The 19,986-nt window shown below is 74.1% G+C and carries 17 protein-coding genes and 1 pseudogene; 5 read left to right on the top strand and 13 right to left on the bottom strand.

Features of this window, described 5'->3' with window-relative positions; translation table 11 throughout:
* Nucleotides 1-88: 88 nt before the first annotated feature.
* From AB0472_RS06785 to AB0472_RS06775, 3 genes are all read right to left on the bottom strand, one after another.
* A complete protein-coding gene (locus tag AB0472_RS06785; RefSeq protein WP_366353993.1) occupies nt 89-2,056 on the bottom strand; it encodes an ATP-binding protein in 1,968 nt (655 codons plus the stop codon).
* Nucleotides 2,053-2,712 carry a DUF4255 domain-containing protein gene (locus AB0472_RS06780; RefSeq protein WP_366353991.1) on the bottom strand — a complete coding sequence of 220 codons (660 nt, stop codon included), beginning with the start codon at nt 2,710-2,712 and terminating at the stop codon, nt 2,053-2,055. The genes AB0472_RS06785 and AB0472_RS06780 overlap by 4 nt, the downstream gene beginning before the upstream one ends.
* Before the next feature lie 135 nt (nt 2,713-2,847).
* Nucleotides 2,848-3,456: a response regulator transcription factor gene (locus AB0472_RS06775; protein ID WP_366354078.1), complete on the bottom strand. Its 609-nt coding sequence runs from the start codon at nt 3,454-3,456 to the stop codon at nt 2,848-2,850.
* A gap of 465 nt (nt 3,457-3,921) precedes the next feature.
* On the opposite strand from AB0472_RS06775, the gene AB0472_RS06770 reads away from it, so the two are divergent.
* Entirely contained in the window at nt 3,922-6,654 is a 2,733-nt protein-coding gene (locus AB0472_RS06770) for a LuxR C-terminal-related transcriptional regulator (protein WP_366353989.1), read from the top strand.
* A 16-nt stretch (nt 6,655-6,670) separates the two neighbouring features.
* On the opposite strand, the gene AB0472_RS06765 is transcribed toward AB0472_RS06770, so the two are convergent.
* The 3 genes from AB0472_RS06765 to AB0472_RS06755 all read right to left on the bottom strand — a co-directional run bounded on the left by AB0472_RS06765 (nt 6,671) and on the right by AB0472_RS06755 (nt 9,939).
* Nucleotides 6,671-7,906, bottom strand: coding sequence for an amidohydrolase (locus AB0472_RS06765; protein WP_366353987.1), 1,236 nt, complete (start codon nt 7,904-7,906; stop codon nt 6,671-6,673).
* Nucleotides 7,907-8,202: 296 nt separating this feature from the next.
* The gene (locus AB0472_RS06760; RefSeq protein WP_366353985.1) at nt 8,203-9,138 is read right to left on the bottom strand and encodes an MIP/aquaporin family protein; all 936 of its coding nucleotides are present in this window, start codon (nt 9,136-9,138) and stop codon (nt 8,203-8,205) included.
* Nucleotides 9,139-9,273: 135 nt separating this feature from the next.
* Nucleotides 9,274-9,939 (bottom strand): SDR family NAD(P)-dependent oxidoreductase, encoded by a 666-nt coding sequence (locus tag AB0472_RS06755; RefSeq protein ID WP_366353983.1) that lies wholly within the window; start codon nt 9,937-9,939, stop codon nt 9,274-9,276.
* A gap of 122 nt (nt 9,940-10,061) precedes the next feature.
* Between AB0472_RS06755 and AB0472_RS06750 the strand changes: the two genes are divergently transcribed.
* A complete protein-coding gene (locus AB0472_RS06750; protein ID WP_366353981.1) occupies nt 10,062-10,415 on the top strand; it encodes a VOC family protein in 354 nt (117 codons plus the stop codon).
* A 13-nt stretch (nt 10,416-10,428) separates the two neighbouring features.
* Here AB0472_RS06750 and AB0472_RS06745 read toward each other — a convergent pair whose 3' ends face one another.
* On the bottom strand, nt 10,429-11,097 hold the full coding sequence (locus tag AB0472_RS06745; RefSeq protein ID WP_366353979.1) for a hypothetical protein: 669 nt from the start codon (nt 11,095-11,097) through the stop codon (nt 10,429-10,431).
* Between the two features lie 120 nt (nt 11,098-11,217).
* Between AB0472_RS06745 and AB0472_RS06740 the strand changes: the two are divergent.
* Nucleotides 11,218-11,373: pseudogene (locus tag AB0472_RS06740) on the top strand (SUMF1/EgtB/PvdO family nonheme iron enzyme); the annotation flags it as partial.
* Between the two features lie 16 nt (nt 11,374-11,389).
* Here the strand turns inward: AB0472_RS06740 and AB0472_RS06735 are convergent.
* Nucleotides 11,390-12,127, bottom strand: a complete 738-nt coding sequence (locus tag AB0472_RS06735; protein ID WP_366353978.1) for a DUF4232 domain-containing protein — start codon at nt 12,125-12,127, stop codon at nt 11,390-11,392.
* A gap of 138 nt (nt 12,128-12,265) precedes the next feature.
* Nucleotides 12,266-12,910, bottom strand: coding sequence for a DUF6445 family protein (locus AB0472_RS06730; RefSeq protein WP_366354076.1), 645 nt, complete (start codon nt 12,908-12,910; stop codon nt 12,266-12,268).
* Nucleotides 12,911-13,207: 297 nt separating this feature from the next.
* On the opposite strand from AB0472_RS06730, the gene AB0472_RS06725 reads away from it, so the two are divergent.
* A complete protein-coding gene (locus tag AB0472_RS06725; RefSeq protein WP_366353976.1) occupies nt 13,208-14,029 on the top strand; it encodes a DUF4142 domain-containing protein in 822 nt (273 codons plus the stop codon).
* Between the two features lie 6 nt (nt 14,030-14,035).
* On the opposite strand, the gene AB0472_RS06720 is transcribed toward AB0472_RS06725, so the two are convergent.
* Nucleotides 14,036-15,682: a glycoside hydrolase family 13 protein gene (locus AB0472_RS06720; protein WP_366353975.1), complete on the bottom strand. Its 1,647-nt coding sequence runs from the start codon at nt 15,680-15,682 to the stop codon at nt 14,036-14,038.
* A 323-nt stretch (nt 15,683-16,005) separates the two neighbouring features.
* Between AB0472_RS06720 and AB0472_RS06715 the strand changes: the two genes are divergently transcribed.
* Nucleotides 16,006-16,953 (top strand): LAETG motif-containing sortase-dependent surface protein, encoded by a 948-nt coding sequence (locus AB0472_RS06715; protein WP_366353973.1) that lies wholly within the window; start codon nt 16,006-16,008, stop codon nt 16,951-16,953.
* A 64-nt stretch (nt 16,954-17,017) separates the two neighbouring features.
* Here the strand turns inward: AB0472_RS06715 and AB0472_RS06710 are convergent, their stop codons facing one another.
* From AB0472_RS06710 to AB0472_RS06700, 3 genes are all read right to left on the bottom strand, one after another.
* Nucleotides 17,018-17,497 carry a hypothetical protein gene (locus AB0472_RS06710; protein ID WP_366353972.1) on the bottom strand — a complete coding sequence of 160 codons (480 nt, stop codon included), beginning with the start codon at nt 17,495-17,497 and terminating at the stop codon, nt 17,018-17,020.
* 142 nt (nt 17,498-17,639) lie between these two features.
* Complete coding sequence (locus AB0472_RS06705) at nt 17,640-18,689, bottom strand: transcriptional regulator (protein WP_366353970.1); 1,050 nt, start codon at nt 18,687-18,689, stop codon at nt 17,640-17,642.
* Nucleotides 18,690-18,791: 102 nt separating this feature from the next.
* The gene (locus AB0472_RS06700; protein WP_366353968.1) at nt 18,792-19,775 is read right to left on the bottom strand and encodes a nucleoside hydrolase; all 984 of its coding nucleotides are present in this window, start codon (nt 19,773-19,775) and stop codon (nt 18,792-18,794) included.
* Nucleotides 19,776-19,986 lie beyond the last annotated feature (211 nt).

Genomic DNA, 19,986 nt, shown 5'->3' with positions numbered 1-19,986 from the left:
GCCCCCGGCCGAAGGCTGGGGGAGGAACTGCGGACCAGCCATCACGGCTGCGGCAGACAAAAGGCGGCGCGCACCCCCCGTCCGGCGCTCACCCCCACGTGCCCGGCACCAGCCGTCCCGCCTTGCGGTACTCGCGCCGCGCCCCTTCGAGCAGGTCCGCCGTGCCCACGCGTTCGTCCCGGCCCGCCGCGAGGTACGCCGCGGTCACCACCGCGCTCCGGATGGAACCACCGGCGAGCTCGAACTCGGCCGCCAGGGGCCGCAGTTCGACCCCTTCGTCGCTCGGCACGTGCGCCAGGCCGTGCCGCCACAGGGCCAGCCGCTGCTCCTCGTCCGGGAACGGGAAGTCGATCACCAGGTCCAGGCGGCGGGTGAAGGCCTCGTCGATGTTGGCGCGCAGGTTGGTGGTGAGCAGCGCGATGCCGTCGAAGGCCTCCAGGCGCTGCAGGAGATAGGCGGACTCCAGGTTGGCGTACCGGTCGTGGGCGTCCTTGACCTCGGAGCGCTTGCCGAAGACGGCGTCGGCCTCGTCGAAGAGCAGCACGGCGTCGGTGCGGTCGGCCTCGGTGAAGATGCGTTCGAGGTTCTTCTCGGTCTCGCCGACGTACTTGTCGACGACGGAGGAGAGCTGGACGACGTAGAGGTCGAGACCGAGTTCCGCGGCCACCACCTCCGCCGACAGGGTCTTGCCGGTGCCCGACTCGCCCGCGAAGAGACCGAGCACGCCGCGTCCCCGCCCGCCGCCCGCGCTCAGCCGCCAGTCGCCGAGCACCCGGTCGCGGTGGCGGGCACGCAGGGCGAGTTCCCGCAGTTCGGTCAGCGGCCGGTCGGGCAGCACCAGGTCACGCCAGTCGACGGCGGGCCGGATCCGGCGGGCGTGCTGCTCCAGACCGGAGGCGGACTGCTGGCGGGCGCCGAGCCGCAGGTGGGCGGCGGTCAGCGGGGTGCCGTCGAAGGCCGCGAGGTCCTGCGCGGCGCGGGCCGCCCGGGTGAGGCGCTCGCCGCCGAGGTGGTACGGGGCGACGGTGGCCGCGAGGTCGAAGCCGGGGTCGCCGGGCAGTACGGCGGCCCACGCGTCGAGGGCCGCGGCGCGCCGGGAGGGCACCTCCAGGACCAGCGGGTCGCGGTGGTCGCACCACTGGGGGTCGTAGGGGCGCGCGGACGTGACCAGCACGCTGACGTCCGCCGCGCTGCCGGCGCTCAACGCCCGCAGCAGCGGGCCCGGTTGGTCGGTGTCGAACAGGATCGCCCGGCCGCTCAGGCGGGCCTCCCGCAGCAGTTCGGGGATCCGCTCCTCGGGCCCGGTCCAGTGCAGCGCCGCCCGCCCCGCGAGCCGCAGCGCGGCCGCCGCGCAGCCGAGTCCCTCGCCCTCCCGCCGTTCCCGCAGGTAGGCGAAGAGCGGACCGGCGGCGATCCGCGCGGCCACCCGGCGGACGAACTCCGGGTCGGCTGGCTCGTTGCCGTACGACGGCTCCCGCAGGTGCCCGGTCAGCGCCGCGTCCGGGGCGTCGTCGCCGAGGAGGTGCGCCAGGACCCGGTCGGGGACGCGCAACGAGCGGCTGAGGAAGGGGCGTTCGGGTTCCTCGACGGTGAGCAGGCCGAGTGCGGCGAGCGGGGCGGTGGGGTGGAAGCGGGCGCGGGCCGCCGCGAGGTGCGTGGGAGCGCCGTACAGGTCGAGGGCGAGGCCGACGGTGGCGCGGCGGCGGCCGACGTCGTCGTTGAGGTAGCCGTACAGCTGCTCGAAGGTGCGGTCGAGGTCGGGGGCGAGGGCGATGAGGAGGAGGGTGGTGTCGAGCGGGGCCAGGCGCAGGCGGGCCGCGAGGGCGGCGAGCGGGTCGTCGAAACCGTCGGCCAGATCGGGCAGTTCGGCCGGTTCCGGCTCGGGGCGCAGGAGGTGCCGTACCGCTTCCTCGGAGAGGTAGAGGCCGCGCAGTGGGTCGTCGGCCGTCGGGTCGTCGGCCGAGCGGTGGGCGACGAGGGCGGCGACCCGGTCGCGCAGCGCGGACAGCCGGGTCAGGAGTGCGGCGGCCGGCTCCACGGAGACGTCCAGGGTCACGCCCGGCCCCTCCGGGCGGCCACGGCCTCGGCGATCTGGCCGGGCCGGTGGGCCCGCTCCTCGAGGACCGGCGCGGTGTCGTCCATCCCGTCGCGTACCCGCACCGCGGCACCCTCGGTGACCGGCGGACCGGCGTCGTACTCGGGGTAGGCCGGGAAGGGGGCCGTGATCACGACGTCCAGGGACGGCTTGAGCTCGCCGCCGAGCGCCGACCAGATCTCGGCGAGGGAGCGCGCCTCGGTCTGGATGCCGGCGCACGAGAGCGGGATCGTCAGGCCCAGCGCGGCCAGCGAGCCCGGCAGTTCGGAGGGGTGGATCAGCTCCCGCGGGATCAGCGTCGCGAGCACCGCGCTGATCAGCCGGTGCTCGTCCTCGGGCCGCTTGGTCCACGCCGTCACCAGGTACGACAGCCGGAACCAGCGGGGCGGCTGGCGGCGCTTGACCACGATGTCCCGCTCGTCGCGGATGTCGACGTGCCCGCGCTGACGTCGGTGCACGTCCTCCCGGATGTCGTACAGGTAGCTGTTGATCACGGGGCCGTTGCGGCGGGCCGACCAGTCGCGGGTCGGCGCGTCGAAGGAGACCTCGATGCCGGAGCCCTCCAGCGCACCGCCGGTCAGCAGGTTCCGCAGCACCTGGTCCACCTCGTGGATCACGCCGTACTCACCACCCCATGGACCCGCGCGGCCCGCTCGGCATACACACCCATCCTGCCCTTCGCCCCGGCCGCGCCCGCAGGCATGGCGGGGCAGACCGGCCTGCCCCGCAACCGGTGTCCACTGCCCGATCGGTCAGATGTAGCCTTCCCGGAGGGCATGGGCGACGGCGTGGGCCCGGTTGCGCAGGTGCAGTCGGGTGGTCAGTCCGTGCATCACGTTCTTGACGGTGCGCTCGGAGTAGGACAGCTTGCTGGCGATCTCACCGGTGTCGAGGCCCTCGGCGACCAGCCGCAGGACGTCCACCTCGCGGGCGGACAGCCCGGCTGCCGGGGCACCCGGACGGCCCGCGGCGCTGCGGTGCAGGGTGCCGACCTGGTTGATGAGCCGGCCGAGCAGGTCGGCCGGCAGGTCCCCGTCACCCCGGGCCGCCGCCAACACGGCCTGTACGAGCCGGAGTTCGGTGGCCTCGTGGCGCCATACGATGGCCCCGACCCCGCACTCGATCACATCGAGCAGCTCGGTCTCGCGCAGCGCGCCGACCACGAGTACGGCCCGCGCGCCCTCACTGCGCACCACCCTGCGCAGCCGGGTCAGTTCGGGTTCGTCGAGTCCGTCGCTGATGAGCAGCGCCACCGTGCCGGGCCCGGTCTCGGACTCCTCACGTATCTCGACCTCCGGGTGGCGCCGCAGCTGGCTGAGCGCGCCCTCGCGGGAGATCGGGTCCGGCGCGTACACCGACACGGGTGTGCGGCCGACCGACGCGAATGAGCTGTTGCTGACCAACCGCTTCCCCTATGTCCACGGGCCCGTCGTCTGCGAGGGAACGGTGACGGGCGGTAGTACCCAGCCTGCTGTGGCCAAAGGGGCAACGACAATCGTGGAGGACCACGAGAACGACCACGAGATGTTCGGGGTTCGTGCGGCCGTGGGCGGCTGCGGGCCGGTGGGGGTTGTTCGCGCAGTTCCCCGTGCCCCTTCGAGGCGGGCCCAGTGGACCCACCGTCTTGGGGGCGTGGGGAACTGCGCGACCAGCCACCGCGCACCCGCATCCGTGAACGGACCGGTCCGCGCCCACATCCACAGCCCCGTATCAAATGTGCGGCCCCGGCAACAAAGCCACCACCCACCCCCGCCGTCTCACAACCTCTCCCGCTCCCACCACCTCTAACCCCCCGAACCCACCCAGCGCACCGCGAGGAGCCAGGCATGACCCCGCCGTCCCCTGAACTCGCCGCCGCCATGCACCTGCTGGCCGAGGAAGCCGAACGCACACTGGCCGGCAGCGGCCGCCTCGTGCTTCTCCGGGGCGCCACCGGAACCGGACGCACCACCGTCCTGGAGGCCGCCGCCGAGCAGGCGAGCTCCCTCGGCCTGAAGGTGCTCCGCGCCCGCTGCTCACCCGGCGACACCCCCATCTCCTTCTCGACCGTCCTCCAACTCCTCGGCCCGGTACCCGAGTTCGCCGACCTCGCGGTGGACGGCGACGAGCGCTCCACCGCCGCAGGCCTGTGGCGGGTGCTGCGCGCCTACGCCGACGACTCGCCGCTCCTCGTCGCCGTGGACGACGTCCACCTCGCCGACGCCCCCTCGCACCGCTGGCTCGTGGAGTCGGCCCGGCACATAGACCGCTTACCGATCCTGCTCGTCGTCAGCGAACGCAGCCAGTACGACCTCGACCCGCCGGCCCCCGGCTTCACCCACACCCTGCCGCCGGCGCTGGTCCGCACCCACACCCTCGCGCCGCTCGCCCCGGCGGCGGTCGCCGCCCGGGTGCGCGCCGGGTTCCCCGGCGCGTCCCGGTCCTGGGTCGACGCCTGTGTCCGGGCCGCGGCCGGCAGCCCGCTGCTGCTGGGCGCCCTCCTCGACGACCTGGACGAGAGCCGCCACCGGGACGTGCCCGAGACGACGGCCGCCCTCTACCCGGGCGCGTACCCGGCCGCCGTCCAGTGGTGGCTGGACAGTGCGGGACCGGCCACCACCGAGGTCGCCCGTGCCCTCGCCGTCCTGGAGGAGGACCCCGGCACCGGCCTGCCGGAGAGCGAGATCACCCCGCTCCTCGCCGAACTGGCCGACGCCGACCCGGTCCGGGTGGCCGGCTGGCTGACCGCCATGACCAACCTCGGCCTGCTCACCCTGGGCGCCGACGGCCGCCCGCACTTCCCGCACCCCCTGCTGCGGGACGCGATCCTCGCCGGTGTTCCCGCCGCCCGCCGCCGCACCGCCCACCGGGCGATCGCCGAGGCGATGCTGCACCAGGACGCGCCCGCCGAGGCCGTGGCCCGCCAACTGCTCGCCACCGGACCGGTGGACGCCCCCTGGGCACCGGCCCTGCTCCGGGACGCGGCCGCCGTCGCCCTCTACGAGGACCGCTCCGAGGACGCCGTCACCTACCTGCGCCGCGCCCTGGAGGAACCCCTCCCCGACGACCGCCGGCAGCGGCTGCTGACCGAGCTGGGCTCACTGGAGTACGCGGCGCCCCGCTCCTCCGCCGCGATACCCCGTCTGGCCGAGGCGGTCCGGCTGCCCGCGGCACCGCAGGACCGGGTGCGCGCGGCCGTCGCCCTCGGCACCGCGCTCACCGGCCGGGGCCGCACCCGCAAGGCCGTCGAACTGCTCCACTCGGTGAACGGCGAACTGGACGGCCACCCCGACCTGGTCCGCACCCTGCACACCGCCTCCGTCCTCCTGTCCGACCAGGACCAGGAGGTACGGCAGGAGGTCTACCGGCGGCTGTCCGAGACCGCCGACCGGTCCCCGGAGCTGGTCGGCACGGCCGGCCAGGCCCTGCTGGTGCGGCACGCCGCCTCCGCGGGCCTCACCTCGGCCCGGGACGCCATGCGGCAGCTGCGCACCCTGCTCGCCGAACCCGCCGACCCGCTCACCGAGCCGTTCCTGGTCGGCACCGCGGCCACCGTCGCCCAGTGGGCCGACGAACTCGACGAGGCCGACCGGCTGGTGGACCGCGGCCTGGCCGGGCAGCGCCCCGACCTGCTGCACCCCATGCACCAGGCGCTGCTCAACAGCCGTACGGACATCGCGGCGGCGCGCGCCGACCACACCCGGCCGGCCGCCGTCCCCGACGCGGTGACGCCGTCCAACGCCGACGCGCACGTGCTGATCTCGCTCGTGGAGACCGGCCGCGGCGCGCTGGCCGCGGACCTGGTCGCCGGGATCGACCTGCGGGAGGCGCCGGACTCCTGGGAGCTGAACCGGTTCCTGTACGCGCGGGGCGTGGTGCGGGCGGCGGCCGGTGACCCGGCCGCCGCGCTGCACGACTTCCTGGAGTGCGGGCGCCGCCAGACGGCCCGGGACGTGATCAGCCCGGTGGTCACCCCGTGGCGCACCGCCGCCGCCGAGTGCCGGCTCGCTCTGGACCGCCCGCTGGAGGCCATCGCCCTGGCCGAGGAGGAGCTGCGGCTGGCCCGGGTCTGGGGCACCGCTCGCACGGTCGGCCGGGCGCTGCGCGTCCTCGGCACGGCGACCGGGGGCCGCCGTGGCCTGGAGCTCACCGAGGAGGCCGTGCGGCTGCTGCGGGACGGCGGCCCGGCCGGCACCGAGCCGGCGCTCGCGCTGATCGCGCTGGGCCGCCAGCTGACCGCCGCCGGTGAGGGGGCCCGCGCCCGCGACTGCCTGCGGGAGGCCGCCGAGCACGCCGAACGGCAGGGCGCGGTACGGCTGTCGGAGCTGACCGAGGAGATCCTGCGCAAGGGCGGCGCCCGCTCCCCGAGGCGCCGTACCGGCGCCGCCTCCCTCACCGGCAGCGAGCGGCGGATCGCCGAACTCGCCGCCGAGGGACGTACGAACGTGGAGATCGCGGCCGCCCTGCATCTGGCCCGCCGCACCGTGGAGACCCATCTCACGCACACCTACCGCAAGCTGGGCATCCGCCGCCGGGCGGACCTGCGCCCGGCCCTGGACCAGGCCGCGCCCCGTGCGTAGCGGACCGGGCGGGGCGTCAGGGGGCGAGCCAGTGGGCGGCGGCCGCGAGGAGGGCGCGCACACCCGTCTCGATCGTCGGGTCGGGGACGGGGGCGAAGTGCGGGGAGTGGTTGGAGGGGATCTGCGGGGGGATGCCGTCGCGGACCAGGGCCTCCAGGTCGACGCCCTCGTAGAGCCTGTGGTCGGCGCCGCCGACGAACCAGAAGACCGAGGGGACGCCCAGGGCCGTACCGAAGGCCCCGAAGTCCTCGCTGTTGGGGACCGGTGAGGTCAGCTCGAAGGTGAGGCCCGGGAACTCGCCGGCCAGCGCGGCCTGCACGGACGCGGTCGCGGCGGGGTCGTTGTGGGTGACCGGGAAGGAGTCGATGGGGACGATCTCCGGCTCCCTGGACACGTCGGAGGCGGCGGCCTCGGCCCGTATGATCCGCTCGACCGCGGCCAGGACCCGGTCCCGGACGGCCGCCGTGGTGGTCCGTACGTTGATCTTCAGCTCGACGCTGTCCGGGATGATGTTCTCCTTCGTCCCGCCGTGGATCGAGCCGACCGTGACGACCGCCTGCTGGTTCGCGCCCACCTCGCGGGAGACCACGGTCTGCAGCCGCATCACGACCGCGGCGGCCAGCACCACCGGGTCGACGGTGGCCTCCGGCGTGGAGCCGTGCCCGCCCCGCCCGAACAGCGTGACCCGGATGCTGTCCGCGCCCGCCATCAGCGCCCCCGCCCGGGTCCCGACCAGCCCGGCGGGCGCCGCCGCCACGTGCTGGGCCAGGCACACGTCCGGCCGCGGGAACCGCTCGGCGAACCCGTCCGCGAGCATCTTCGGCGCCCCGCCCACCTCCTCGGCCGGCTGGAACACCGCGACCACCGTCCCCCGCCAGCCCGCCCGTCCGGCGGCCAGCTGCCCGGTGGCCCCCAGCAGGCAGGCGACGTGCAGGTCGTGCCCGCAGGCGTGCATCACGCCTGCGGTCTTCGAGGCGTACGGCAGCCCGGTCTCCTCCTGGACCGGCAGCGCGTCCATGTCGGCCCGCACCAGCACCACCGGCCCGTCCCCGTTGGCCAGCACCCCGACCACCCCGGTGCCGCCGACCCCCTCGGTGACCTCCCAGCCCTGCTCGCGCAGCCGTCCCGCGACGACGGCCGCCGTCCGCTCCTCGGCGAACGACAGCTCCGGGTGCGCGTGCAGGTCCTCGTAGAGCGCCTGCAGTTCGGGGAGCCGGTCGCTCAGGCCGGTCAGGAGGGGGCTGGTGCTCATGTCGTCGTCTCCCGGGGTGTGTGCGTCGCGTGGCTGCCGAGTCAGGATCAGGATCAACCTCGTGACCGGACTTCGCGCCGGAACGCAGGAAAACGACGTGAACGGCCCGCGCCTGCCGGATTCCGGCACGGCCGCCCGCCACCGCGTCCGCAGCCTCGTTCGTCCGCGGCCGCGTCGTGGCCGGTCGCGTGGTTCCCCGCGCCCCTTCGAATGCCCCGGCGCCGGCTTGTCGCGGCTCGCCCAAGGGGCGGGAGCCGGTGGAGCACCTGGGCGAGCAGGGCTCCGTCAGGTGCCGCCTAGCCGTCGGTGGTCGGGCGGGTCCGGCCCGGCTCCGGCAACTCGCCCAGTTTCAGCCGGGCGTGCAGGACGTCGCCGACGAACAGGTCGTAGACCAGCACACCGATCACACCGCCGACCAGCGGCCCGACGATCGGGATCCACCAGTACCCGCTGAACGTCGCCCCGTTGCCCGGGAACGCGAGACTCTTCCACCCCGCCAGCCAGGTGAGCACCCGCGGGCCGAAGTCGCGGGCCGGGTTGATGGCGTAGCCGGCGTTCGCCCCGTAGGAGATGCCGATGGCGGCGACGGCCAGGCCGATGACGAACGGGCCGAGGTTGGCACCGACGGCCGTGTTGCGCAGGTCGACGACGGCGACGACGAACATGACGAGGAAGGCCGTACCGACGATCTGGTCGATCAGCGGCCCCCAGATCCCGCCGTGGAAGTAGGGCGCGGGGAAGGTGGCGAAGATGGAGAAGGTGGCCTCGGTGTGCCCGCCCACCTTCGGCGGATTGGACGCGGCGTCGAACGCGTTGATCGCGTCGTGGTACACGAGGAAGACCAGCGCGGCCCCGGCGAAGGCACCCAGCACCTGCGACGCCCAGTAGGGCACCACCTTCGCCCACGGGAACCTGCGGCGCACGGCGAACGCGAGCGTCACCGCCGGGTTCAGATGGGCTCCGCTGACCCCGCCGGCCACGTAGATGGCGAAGGTCACGGCGAGGCCCCAGCCCCAGGCGATCAGGAGCCAGTCACCGGCGGCGAGGAAGATCGTCGTGGGGGTCTCCGCCCGGCCCGACCCGGGCAGCGCGGCCACCGCCATCGCGACGGAACCGGCTCCGAACGCGAGGATGACGAAGGTCCCGAGAAACTCTGCCAGGCACTCACCGAGCAGGCCTCCACGGCTTCTGAGCCGGGAGGGCTTGAGGAGCGGAGGTATTTCCACAGCCATCGCTGGCCCCCTTTAGCCATCGCTGACTCCCTGAGAGGAGCAATCAGGCCGAACACCATATTGGCCCACAAATGATGTTCGCGCAGATCGGCCCATCCCGCCCGACGGGCCCCCTACCGCCCCGCTTTGCCCGTTCTATCCGTCGAGGTCGTCGGCGTAGTGCCGGAACCCGTGCCGGTCGCGGTGCATCCCCCACAGCGCGTCGGCGAGCACGGCGGGGTCCTTGCGCGGGTGCCCGGCGACGATGGCCCCCGGGATGATCAGCTGCCCCACGTACACGCCCTCGCCCGCGAGCCGGTCGTGCAGCAGGTGCCCGTACGCACTCTCCGCGGCGAAGGCGATGGAGGTCCCGGCCCGGTCGGGGTGCGGGATGACAGCCGTACCGCCGTTGACGAGCAGGATCGTCCCCCGCCCCAGTTCCCGCATGCCCGGCAGCACCTGCTGGACGGCGGCGACCGGCCCGTACACCGAGAACTCGACGGGTCCGGTCAGGTCCGCGTGGGTGGTCTCCAGGACCGGCAGCATGAAGTCCCGCTGCGGTACCGGGCTGTACTGCAGGACCTCCACGGTCCCGAGCTCCTCGGCGGCCCGCGCCAGCGCCCCCGCGAGGGCGAGCGGGTCCCTGACGTCGGCGGCGAACCCACGGGCGCGGACACCCTCCCGGGCCAGCTCCCCGGCCAGCGCGTCGAGCCGCTCGCCGTCCCGCGCCAGCAGCGCCACCGCGAACCCCTCCCGCCCGAACCGCCGGGCGACGGCGGCCCCCAGACCGGGTCCGGCCCCCACGATGGCAACACTGCTCACGACGACTCCCGACGGGCGACAAGGCTGACACGGCCGGCTCGGCACGCTTGCACCTACGTCCGTACCGCACACCCCCCGACTTCACACGTGCGTGCCGTCCCCGTCCTTGGCAGGATGACGGCATGGAACGTGTGCTCGGAATCGGCGGGTACTTCCTGCGCTCCGCCGACCCGGCGGCCCAGCAGGCGTGGTACCGCGACTGCCTGGGCCTGGACATCGACGACCACGGCCTGTGGCAGCAGCCGGCCGGGCCGACGGTGTTCGCGGCCTTCGAGTCCGGGACCGACTACTTCGGCTCCCCCGCCCAGCGGACCATGCTCAACTTCCGGGTCCGCGACCTGGACGCCATGCTCGCCCAGCTGCGCGCCAAGGGTGCGGACGTCGACGCGGAGACCCAGGACATGGACGGCGTGGGCCGCTTCGGCTGGGTCACCGACCCGGAAGGCAACCGCATCGAACTGTGGCAGCCCGCCTGACGGCACCCGTCCGTCAGTCCTCCGGCGGCCGGCCCTCGATCAGGCGCTCCGCGATGTCGTCGGCCCAGGCCTGGGCCCAGTGCCGGAGGGCGGTGATCTCCCCGGCGTCGGCGCCGTGCTGCGCGAACTCACGGTCGTCGATCCAGTCCGTGCCGGTCAGGCGGGACTGGAGGTCGGCCAGGTCGAAGGTGTCGCGGGCGTGCCGGCGACCGAGGTCCTCCAGATCGGGGAGGGTCCAGCGGTCCGCGGCGGCCCGCACGACCAGGAGGTCGCGGGGCAGGCCGCGGTCGGTCAGCGCCCACACCCGCATGCCGACCACGTCCTCGAGAGCGAGGGTCAGGCCGAGTTCGGTCCGGACCGGCGGGTGCCAGAGGGCCTCCTTGAGGAGGTCGACCTCGCCCTCCTCCTCCGCGACCGCGTCGGCGACGACGAGCTGTGCGGAGAGCGGGTCCGTCTCGCGGGCCTCGACCCGCCAGCCGCGTTCGCGCAGGCCGCTCGCGACCGTCCCGGCGATCGCCGGCATGGGGGCCGGGCTCTGCGTGGCCGCGTCCACGGTCCGGCCGGGACGGTCGAACAGGCCGTGGGCCTGGGCCGCGTAGTCACCGGTCAGCGCCAGGCGGTACTCGGCACCGGCCGACAGCAGGTCGGGCAGCAGACGGCGGTGCAGATGGGTGACGTTCACGCGGCGACGGCCGAGGAGGGTGGCATGGGGCGATTATCGCGGGCCGGAGCGGGCGCCACGACGACTCCGCGCCCGGCACCCGTCGATTCGGCCGACCGGTGGACGACCGGGCCCGGGCGCCCGGCGGAGGCCGGCACCGCCCGTGTCATCCGCGGCGGCTCGCACCTCTGCCACGCCTCCTCCTGCCACCGCTGCCGGGTCGCGGCCCGCACCGCCGACACCCCCGACAGCTCCACCGGCCACACCGGCTTCCGCTGCGCCGGCGACGCGGGGTGAGGCGAGGTGCCGGTGGTCACCCGCCGACCGGACCGATGAAGGTGCCCGGGTGGGTGGCGCCGTCCTGGAGCACCACGGCGCCGCCGTGCCAGGGCAGGTCGAACGACGTGCGCTGGTTCGGCGCGGTGACGACGACGGTGGTCGGCGTGAAGTCACGGGAGTCGCCCTGCGCCGGCACCAGGAAGGTGATCGGGAAGTCGGCGGAGGTGCCGTTCGCCACGGTGACCCGCTTCGGGGTGGCGTTCGTACGCGGGAGCGACCACTGCTGACCGCTGTTGACCAGGTCGACGCCCGGGAAGCCGAACAGCGTGCAGGAGTGGCCGCTCTTGTTGGTGAGCGCCACGACCGCGTGCTTCTGCTGGCCGGTGCCGCTGCCCGGGTCGGCCCAGGAGTAGCCGAGCTGGGCGGCCTGGCAGGCGGGCACCGAGCCGGTGGCCTGGGAACCGCCGGAGGACGCCGAACCGCCGCCGGACGCCGACGAGCCCGAGGCGCTGCCCCCCGTGCCGGCGGAACTGCCGCCCGACGAACCGGAGCCCGAGGAACCGCTGCCCGACGAACCGCTTCCGGAGCCGCCCGTCGAGCCGGTGGCCGTCGCGGAGTCGCCGGCCACCGGGGCCGCCGAACCGCCGTCGGCGCTGACGGAGCCGGTCGCGGTGCCGTTGCAGGCGGTCAGCACGGCCAGCAGCGCGGCGGCGCCGGTCACGGCGACGGCGGTCCTGCGGGCGTTCGTGCGGCGGTTGCGAAGCTTCGACATGGGATCCCCCAGCGGTGGTGTCCTCCCCGGCTCTCTGCCGGACACCCCTTTCGATGCGGGCCCCGCAGGGGAAGTTCGGGGATCGCCGTCACGGGCCCGTCGTGGTCGTGTCACGCCCGCTGTTACGGACGGGCCCGCTCACGCCATCCAGAAGAACACCGCCGTCATCCGCTTCTCCTCCAGCGTCTTCCCGGCGTAACCGGTCGCGCTGTGCACGAGGTTGGCGTTGTAGAGGAGCAGCCGGTTGTACCGGTGCGGGACGCGGACGTCCTCCTCGAAGTGGTCGCCGGGCACGAACCGGGTGCCGAGCGCCTCCACGAGGTTGTTGTGCGGGGCCTGCACGATGTTGCCGCCGAGCCGGCCGCCGGGCAGCGACTGGCGGTAGAAGGCGGTGCCGCAGTCCTTGGCCACCCCGGGGTTGAGGTACAGCACCGCCGCGTACCGGCACAGCGCCCGCGAGTCGGTGTGCGGGCGCGGCTCGCTCTCGCCCTCGCCGACCACCTGGACGCAGTTGTGGTTGAGGGTGCCGCCGCCGGGCGCCTGCTGCACCCACAGCTTCCGGGCGCCGGTGGCCTTCCGCACCAGTTCCTCCACGACGGCGAGTTCGGCGGGCTCCAGACCGGGCATGGTGCGCAGTCCGGGCCAGGTCTCCGAGGTGTACGGGTATCCCTGGACCCAGTCGTCCTTGGCCAGGCACCGCTCCCGTACGGCGTCCACGTCGGGGAGGACGTCGTCGAGGACCCAGTAGTCGCGGCCCCTGGTGGGCTTGCGGTAGGGCAGCACGGGCAGGGCTGGACGCGCGGCGGGGCCCCGGCCGGCCGGTCCGGCGGGCGGGCGGGGGATGCGGGGGGATGACTGTGGGGGCATGCGGCGAAGCCTGCCCGCGACTTTGTCATGACCACTCTCACCTGGCGGAACCATCACCCTCTCGTGGCCAGGACATGGGACGACGGCTCCCCCGGCAGGGCCGACCCTCACAAGTTCTTTACCAAACCAAAAGGTTTCCGATGGCATCCCCGTCCGTATTCACCGGCGTCCGACCCCGCCCCTGCGCGGGACCCCGACCGGCAGGAGGCACTGGTGCGCTTTTCGCGGAACGCGACGGGAACTCTGTTTGTTGGCGGAGCCCTGAGCTTCACCCTCGCGGCCCTCGCCTATCCGAGCATGCTGGGCCTGAACACGGTGTCCAGCGACACCAACCGGGTGATCGCCAACACCCAGTGGGGGCCGCTGACCGAGGGCGACCGGGACTTCGTGGTGAAGGTGCGGGCAGCCGGGCTGTGGGAGTACCCGGTGGGCCAGCTCGGCCTGAAGAAGGGGCAGTCCCAGGCGGTCCTCACGGCGAGCAAGCACCTGATCGACGGGCACGCCGCGCTGGACGCCAGCTGCCGCAAGATCGCGCCGATGCTCAACATCACCATCCCCAACCTGCCCTCTCCCCAGCAGCAGGGGTTCGTCAACACCCTGACCGCGGACACCGGCAAGAAGTTCGACACGGACTTCGCCAACATCCTGCGCGTGACGCACGGTTCGATCTTCAACACGATCGCGAAGATCCGCTCCACCACCCGGAACACCCTGGTGCGGATCCTGGCCGACCAGGCCAACGCCACGGTGCTCGACCACATCACGGTGATGGAGCAGACCGGCCTGGTCGACTTCCCGTCGGTGCTCTTCCAGGAGACGACCCCGCCGAAGCTGCCCTCGGTCGACCTCACCCCGCCCCCGCCGGACGCGGGTCAGCCGCAGGTCGTCCTCACCCCGCCGGTCAACAGCACGACCAGCCCGCCGGCCCTCCCGGGCGATAAGGGCTTCACGGGCAGCGGTGCCGGTGTCGGCACCGGCAACGCCGACGGCAACGCGGCGAACGTGACCCCGGGCGCCACGCCCACCGCCGGCTGAGCCACCTCAGGCGCCCAGCCACACCGTGGTGTCGGGCGGGAGCGTGCCGTCATGCGGCAACGGCACGCTCGCCAGCAGCACTTCGCCCGGCGGCAGCGGCACCGGCGCGTCCGACACGTTCGTGACGCACCGCCAGCCCTCCGTCCGGGCGAAGTGCAGCACGCCCGGGGGCGCCTCGACCCAGGTCAGGCTCTCGCCGTCGAGGAGCTTGCGGCGCAGCCTGAGCGCGGAGCGGTACAGCTCCAGGGTGGAGCCCGCCGTACCGGCCTGCGCCTCGACGGCGTACGCCCCGAACCACTCCGGCTGCGGCAGCCAGGCGCCGCCGGAGCCGAAGCCGTACGACGGCCCGTCCGCCGTCCACGGCAGCGGCACCCGGCAGCCGTCGCGACCCTTGCGGGTATGGCCGGTCTGCTCCCAGATCGGGTCCTGGAGCACGGTCAGGGGCAGGTCGGCGGCCTCGGGCAGGCCGAGTTCCTCGCCCTGGTAGACGTACGACGAGCCCGGCAGCGCGAGCATGAGGAGGGTGGCGGCGCGGGCGCGCCCGAGGCCATGGGAGACATCGACGTGCGGCGTACGGCCGCCGGACAGCAGCCAGGCGTTCTCGTCGGTGCCCGGCGGCAGCGCCAGCCGCGAGGCGTGCCGCACCACGTCGTGGTTGGAGAGCACCCAGGTGGCCGAGGCACCGGCCGCGCGGGCGGTGGCGAGCGAGCCGGTGATGACCTCGCGGAGCGCCTCGGCGTCCCACGGGGTCTGCAGGTACTCGAAGTTGAAGGCCTGGCCGAGTTCGTCCGGCCGGGCGTACAGGGCCCGGCGGGCGTCGGGCACCCAGGCCTCGGCGACGGCGGTGCGGGGCGGGCTGTAGGTGTCGAAGATCTTGCGCCAGTCCCGGTAGATCTCGTGCACCTCGTCGCGGTCCCAGTAGGGGTGGGTGCCGGGCGCGACGCGCTCCAGCGCCTCCTCCCCGGTCGGGCCGAACTCCGCGACGTCCCGCAGCGGTTCGGCGAGGTCCTTCACCAGCGCGTGGGCCACGTCGACGCGGAAGCCGTCCACGCCCCGGTCGGACCAGAAGCGCAGGGTGGTGCGGAAGTCGGCGCGGACCTCGTCGTGCGCCCAGTTCAGGTCGGGCTGCTCGGGGGCGAACAGGTGCAGGTACCACTCGCCGTCCGGGACCCGGCGCCAGGCGCTGCCACCGAACACCGACTGCCAGTCGGAGGGCGGGAGTTCACCGTGCACGCCACGGCCCGGCCGGAAGACGTAGCGCTCCCGGGCCGCGGAGCCGGGGCCGGTCAGCAGGGCCTCGCGGAACCAGGGGTGCAGGTGCGAGGTGTGGTTCGGGACGAGGTCGACGATCACCTTCAAACCCAGCCGGTGCGCCTCGGCGGTCATCGCGTCGAAGTCGTCGAGGGTGCCCAGGCGCGGGTCGACGTCCCGGTAGTCGGCCACGTCGTAGCCGCCGTCCGCGAGTTCGGACGGGTAGAACGGGCTGAGCCACAGGGCGTCCACGCCGAGCGCGGCCAGATGGGAGAGCCGCTCGGCGACGCCCCTGAGGTCACCGAGCCCGTCGCCGTCCGCGTCGGCGAAGCTGCGCGGATACACCTGGTAGATCACGGCCTGACGCCACCAGTCGGGGTTCCTGGACGAGAGGTCGACCACGCGCGTTCCTTTCGGGCGGAGGTAACACCGACGGAAAGTCTGTCCAGATTGCCGAGAAAGCGAAACTTCACACCGGCCGGAGCCAATCGTTCCCTGTGTGAGGGACTTGTGATGGTGCCCGAACGTCCCTTGTTCCAAGGCAGGTTGACAGGGTTCGGCAGGGCCAACCACCATGGGCCGCACACCGTGGCGCATGTGACCAATGGGCCCGGTGTTTCTTCGCTTCCCGCTGCCCCTCCACCGCCCGCCCGCTTGCTCGCCCGCTCCTCGCGACGGGCTTCGCCGGGCCGGCGAGAGATGAGCACCCCACGGATGGGATTTCCATGTCCATAGCCAGACATGTCACCGCGCGCCGCCTGCTGGGGACGGGCGTCGCGTCGTTCGCCCTGTGTGCCGCCTCCGTCGCCGGCGCGTCCGGCGCGTGGGCGCACGGCGCTCCCGGCGGTGACGGCTGGAAGTCCGGCGGCCACTACAGCCCCGGCACCGGCGCCGGCACGGAGACCGGCACCGACAAGTGCCAGTTCTCGATCGACGGCTCGAACTTCTTCGACTCGGTGAAGGTCGACGACCAGAACCTGAAGGTCACCGACGACGGCAAGGTCCACCTGAAGGTCCGCGCCGCCGACGGCGCCGCCTCCTGCACCGCCTCGCTCGCCTCCTACATCGCCCACGGCCCCTCCTTCGCCACCTCGGGCCGGCAGATCTTCGTCGACTTCGACTCGGTGACGGTCAAGCAGGGCCAGACCGACTCCCTCGACATCGCGGTCCCGGACGCCGGCTGCTTCGCGCAGATCGACCTCTACCGGGGCGCGACCAAGTTCGACGGGAACATGGACGCCAAGGACGGCTTCGAGCACGGCGACCTGCCGGCCGGCCCCGACCACGCGGTCATCAAGGACAAGCTGATCGCGTCCTGGAACGGCGGTACGAAGGACTGCTCGACGACCCCGTCGTCGTCGCCGTCCCCGTCGTCGCCGTCCTCCCCGTCGCCGTCCGCCTCCGAGTCCACTCCGGCCACCCCGCCGCCGGCCAAGACCCCCACCGCGACGCCCTCGGAGACCTCGGCGACCGGCACCGCCTCTCCCTCCCCGTCCGAGTCGGAGACCACCCCGGCACCCGCCCCGAGCACCAACTCCGGCGGTGGCGGCGACCTGGCCCACACCGGCGCCAGCTCCAGCACCGGGTACATCGCCGGCGGCGCTGCGCTGCTGCTGGCCGGCGGCGGCGCGATCGTCGTCGCGACCCGGCGCCGCAGGGCGACCCGCGCCTGATCCCTTCCGGTACCACGGGAACGCCCCGGCCGTCGTGACGGCCGGGGCGTTCCCGCGCGCGGGCTCAGCAGTTCTTGATGTGCCAGACCGGGTCCCAGCCGAAGGTGTGGTCGATGCCGCCGTCCGGGGTGAAGTGGGTCAGCTCGTTGTAGGCGCTGTCGTAGAAGTACGAGGTGCCGCTGGTCTGGCTGTCGGCGTAGTCGCCGTCACCGTTCCAGCCGGACACCGAGTACGTGGTGCAGATGTAGAGGAAGAAGATCTTCCAGGAGTTCGTCGTCGGGTCCTGGACCGCGGTGCAGAGGTCGCCGCTGGGGCAGAGGATCGACGAGCCGTAGGCGAGGTGGGTGGTGGTGACGGCCGGTGAGATGTCGGGTGCGACTGCCTCGGCGGACCTGGGTGCCACCCGGGTGGGCACCGGCAGGTGCATGACCGTGCCGCCCGTGGACCGGCCCGCCGCCTGTGCCGCGGAGCCGGCCGCGAACATGGCCGCGGCCGCCAGCACCAGTGCGGCGAGGACGCCGAGGACGGATCGTGTGCCGCGCATTCTTTTCAACCCCCTGTGAGGAACGGCGACGTGGACGCCGTCCAGGCTGTCCGCGGCCGCCGTTGCCGCACCACACGTTTAAGCCGTGGCTTCAGGGTCGGCCGGTGTCCGGCCCGCCCACCCGCCGGGGCGGGCGGTGCGATCAGGGATCGCGCCGCTGCCGGGCCGGCGGCCGGGGCCGGGCCGTGAGCAGGGCGAGCCCGGCCGGGGTGATGGTGTGCACGACGTACTTGCGGTGCCGGACGCTGAGCAGCAGGCCGGCCCGGCGCAGCACGGCGGTGTGCTGGCTGGCGGCGGCGCCGGAGATGCCGAACCGCACGGCGAGTTCGCCGGTGGTCCGGCCGGTGACGACGTCCTCCAGGATGGCGGCACGGGTCCGGCCGAGCAGCGCGCCCAGTTCCGCGCCGGGGCCGCCGTCGCCGGTCAGCCATCCCGGGGCGCGCTCGACCGGGTAGACCACCATCGGCGTCCAGTCGGGTGCGGGGAAGGCGACGGTGACGGGTCTGCGCACGCAGAAGAAGGAGGGCTGCAGCACCACGCCCTGCCCGTCCAGCCGGATCTCGCGGTCCACCGGGTAGTCGGCCTCCAGCACCGGCGGGCGCCAGCGCAGCACGGGACCGAAGCTCGCCAGCAGCCCGTCGGTGCCGCCCGCCAGGACGGCACGGGCCCGGGCGGCCCGGTCGGCGTCGACCTGGGCGCGGATCTGCGGCCAGAAGGGGGCGAGGGCACGCCGGTGGTAGCCGGACAGGGCGTCGCCCAGCCGGCGCAGTGCCTCGGGATCGCCGTCGGCGAGCGAACGGGCCAGGTCGGGCAACGGGCGGCGCCGGTGGGGGGAGGCGGCGAGCAGGGCGAGGTCCTCGCGCAGGACGGTGCGGGACGCGCCCAGCACGGTGTCGACGGCGGCCGCCAGTTCGCGGCCGGTGCCGAGGGCGGGCGTGAGGAAGTCCGGTACGTAGCCGCGCCCCGGCAGCAGCCCGGCGAGCAGCCGGTCCGCGGGGCCGCCGAGACGGGGCCGCACCTGGCTCCGCCACTGCCCGAAGGACACGGCGTCGCCGTCGTCGAACAGGCCCTGGAAGCTGTTGACGATCTCCCAGAGGTGGTCCGGCCCGGCGGCGACGCGCACCCGCGCGATGTCGTCGGGCGTGAAGTACACCCGCAGCATGGGGGGTTCTCTCCGATGGTGGTCGGTCATCGGGGGTGGTGGTGATGCCGGTCGCGCGGGGTCGTCAGGACGACGACCACGAGGCCGCCCCATGAGCGTCACCCGTCCCGCTGGATCAGGACAAGGGTGTTTTCAGTTCGATCGGTCCCGGCCCCCGGCGACGGTCTCCAGGTAGAGCCGCACGTACCGCGGCACGTCCACGTCCAGCGCCACGTCCACCAGGGCCTGTTCGCGGGCGCCGCCGTGGATCTCGGCCTCGCCGGGGCGGGGGCGGCGGTCGACGACGGTCTGGCCCCGGGTCGGCCCCGGGGCGAGGGAGACCTCGACCGGGAGGAGCCGGGTGGTGAGGCCCGCCGGGTCGGCGACGGCGCAGACCGCGCCCGCGTCCCCGAGGCCGCCGGCGGCGTCGTCGCCCCCGTCCGGATCGGGGGCCGCGGGCCGGTGCGCGAGCAGTTCCCCGGCGAGCCGGGCGCCCGGTTCCGTGCTCGCGCGCAGTCGCCGTACCTCCGCGCCGGGCACCACGACCCGCTGGAAGACGTCCAGGCCGTACATGGTGATCGGCACCCCGGCGGTGAGCAGGACGGCGGCCGCCTCGGGGTCGTGCCAGACGTTGAACTCGGCGACCGGGGTGGCGTTCCCGGTGGCGACCGCGCCGCCCATGAACACGATCCGCTCGATGTTCCGGGTCACCTCCGGATGGGTGCGCAGCAGCAGGGCGATGTTGGTGAGCGGTGCGGTGGGGACGAGGGTGACCGGGCGGGGCGAGCCGAGGATCTCGCGGCGCAGCAGGGTGACGGCGTCGACGTCGGCGGGGCGGCGGGTGGGCGCGGGCAGCCCGAGATCGCCCATCCCGTCCGTCCCGTGCACGTGCCGCGCCGACCGCGCCGCCTCGATCAGCGGCCGCTCGGCGCCCCGGGCGACGGGTACGTCGCCGGCGCCGGCCCGCTCCAGCACGGTCAGGGTGTTGCGGACCACCCCGTCCACGTCCGTGTTCCCGGCGACACAGCTCACCGCCCGCAGCTCCAGCCCCGGGTGGCGCACGGCGAACAGCAGGGCGAGGGCGTCGTCGACACCGGTGTCGCAGTCGATGATCACAGGGATGGGCTGACCGGTCACGGGGGGCTCCTTCCGTCGGCCCCGACTCTACGCAGCGGGCGTGACGTTCCTGCGGGCGGCTGGTCAGCCGCCCGCAGGAGGCACGGCACACTCCCGGCGGGCACCGGGCCGAACCGCCCGGGGGGCGGTGCGGAACGCGCGGTCGGCCACCACTCCCGCCCCTCCCGGGCATCCGCCGCACCTCCCGGGCACCCGCACCTCCCGGGCACCC

It is taken from the genome of Streptomyces sp. NPDC086777, assembly GCF_040702065.1.
GTDB lineage: Bacteria > Actinomycetota > Actinomycetes > Streptomycetales > Streptomycetaceae > Streptomyces.
The sequence above is the reverse complement of the archived record's forward strand: the minus strand, read 5'-3'. Positions and strand labels throughout refer to the sequence as shown.

Bases quoted from the DNA above. Each gene is read 5' to 3' on its own strand.
- AB0472_RS06770 (WP_366353989.1), top strand. From the start codon at position 3,922: ATGACCCCGCCGTCCCCTGAACTCGCCGCCGCCATGCACCTGCTGGCC.
- AB0472_RS06765 (WP_366353987.1), bottom strand. From the start codon at position 7,906: ATGAGCACCAGCCCCCTCCTGACCGGCCTGAGCGACCGGCTCCCCGAA.
- AB0472_RS06760 (WP_366353985.1), bottom strand. From the start codon at position 9,138: ATGGCTGTGGAAATACCTCCGCTCCTCAAGCCCTCCCGGCTCAGAAGC.
- AB0472_RS06750 (WP_366353981.1), top strand. From the start codon at position 10,062: ATGGAACGTGTGCTCGGAATCGGCGGGTACTTCCTGCGCTCCGCCGAC.
- AB0472_RS06735 (WP_366353978.1), bottom strand. From the start codon at position 12,127: ATGTCGAAGCTTCGCAACCGCCGCACGAACGCCCGCAGGACCGCCGTC.
- AB0472_RS06715 (WP_366353973.1), top strand. From the start codon at position 16,006: ATGTCCATAGCCAGACATGTCACCGCGCGCCGCCTGCTGGGGACGGGC.
- AB0472_RS06710 (WP_366353972.1), bottom strand. From the start codon at position 17,497: ATGCGCGGCACACGATCCGTCCTCGGCGTCCTCGCCGCACTGGTGCTG.
- AB0472_RS06705 (WP_366353970.1), bottom strand. From the start codon at position 18,689: ATGACCGACCACCATCGGAGAGAACCCCCCATGCTGCGGGTGTACTTC.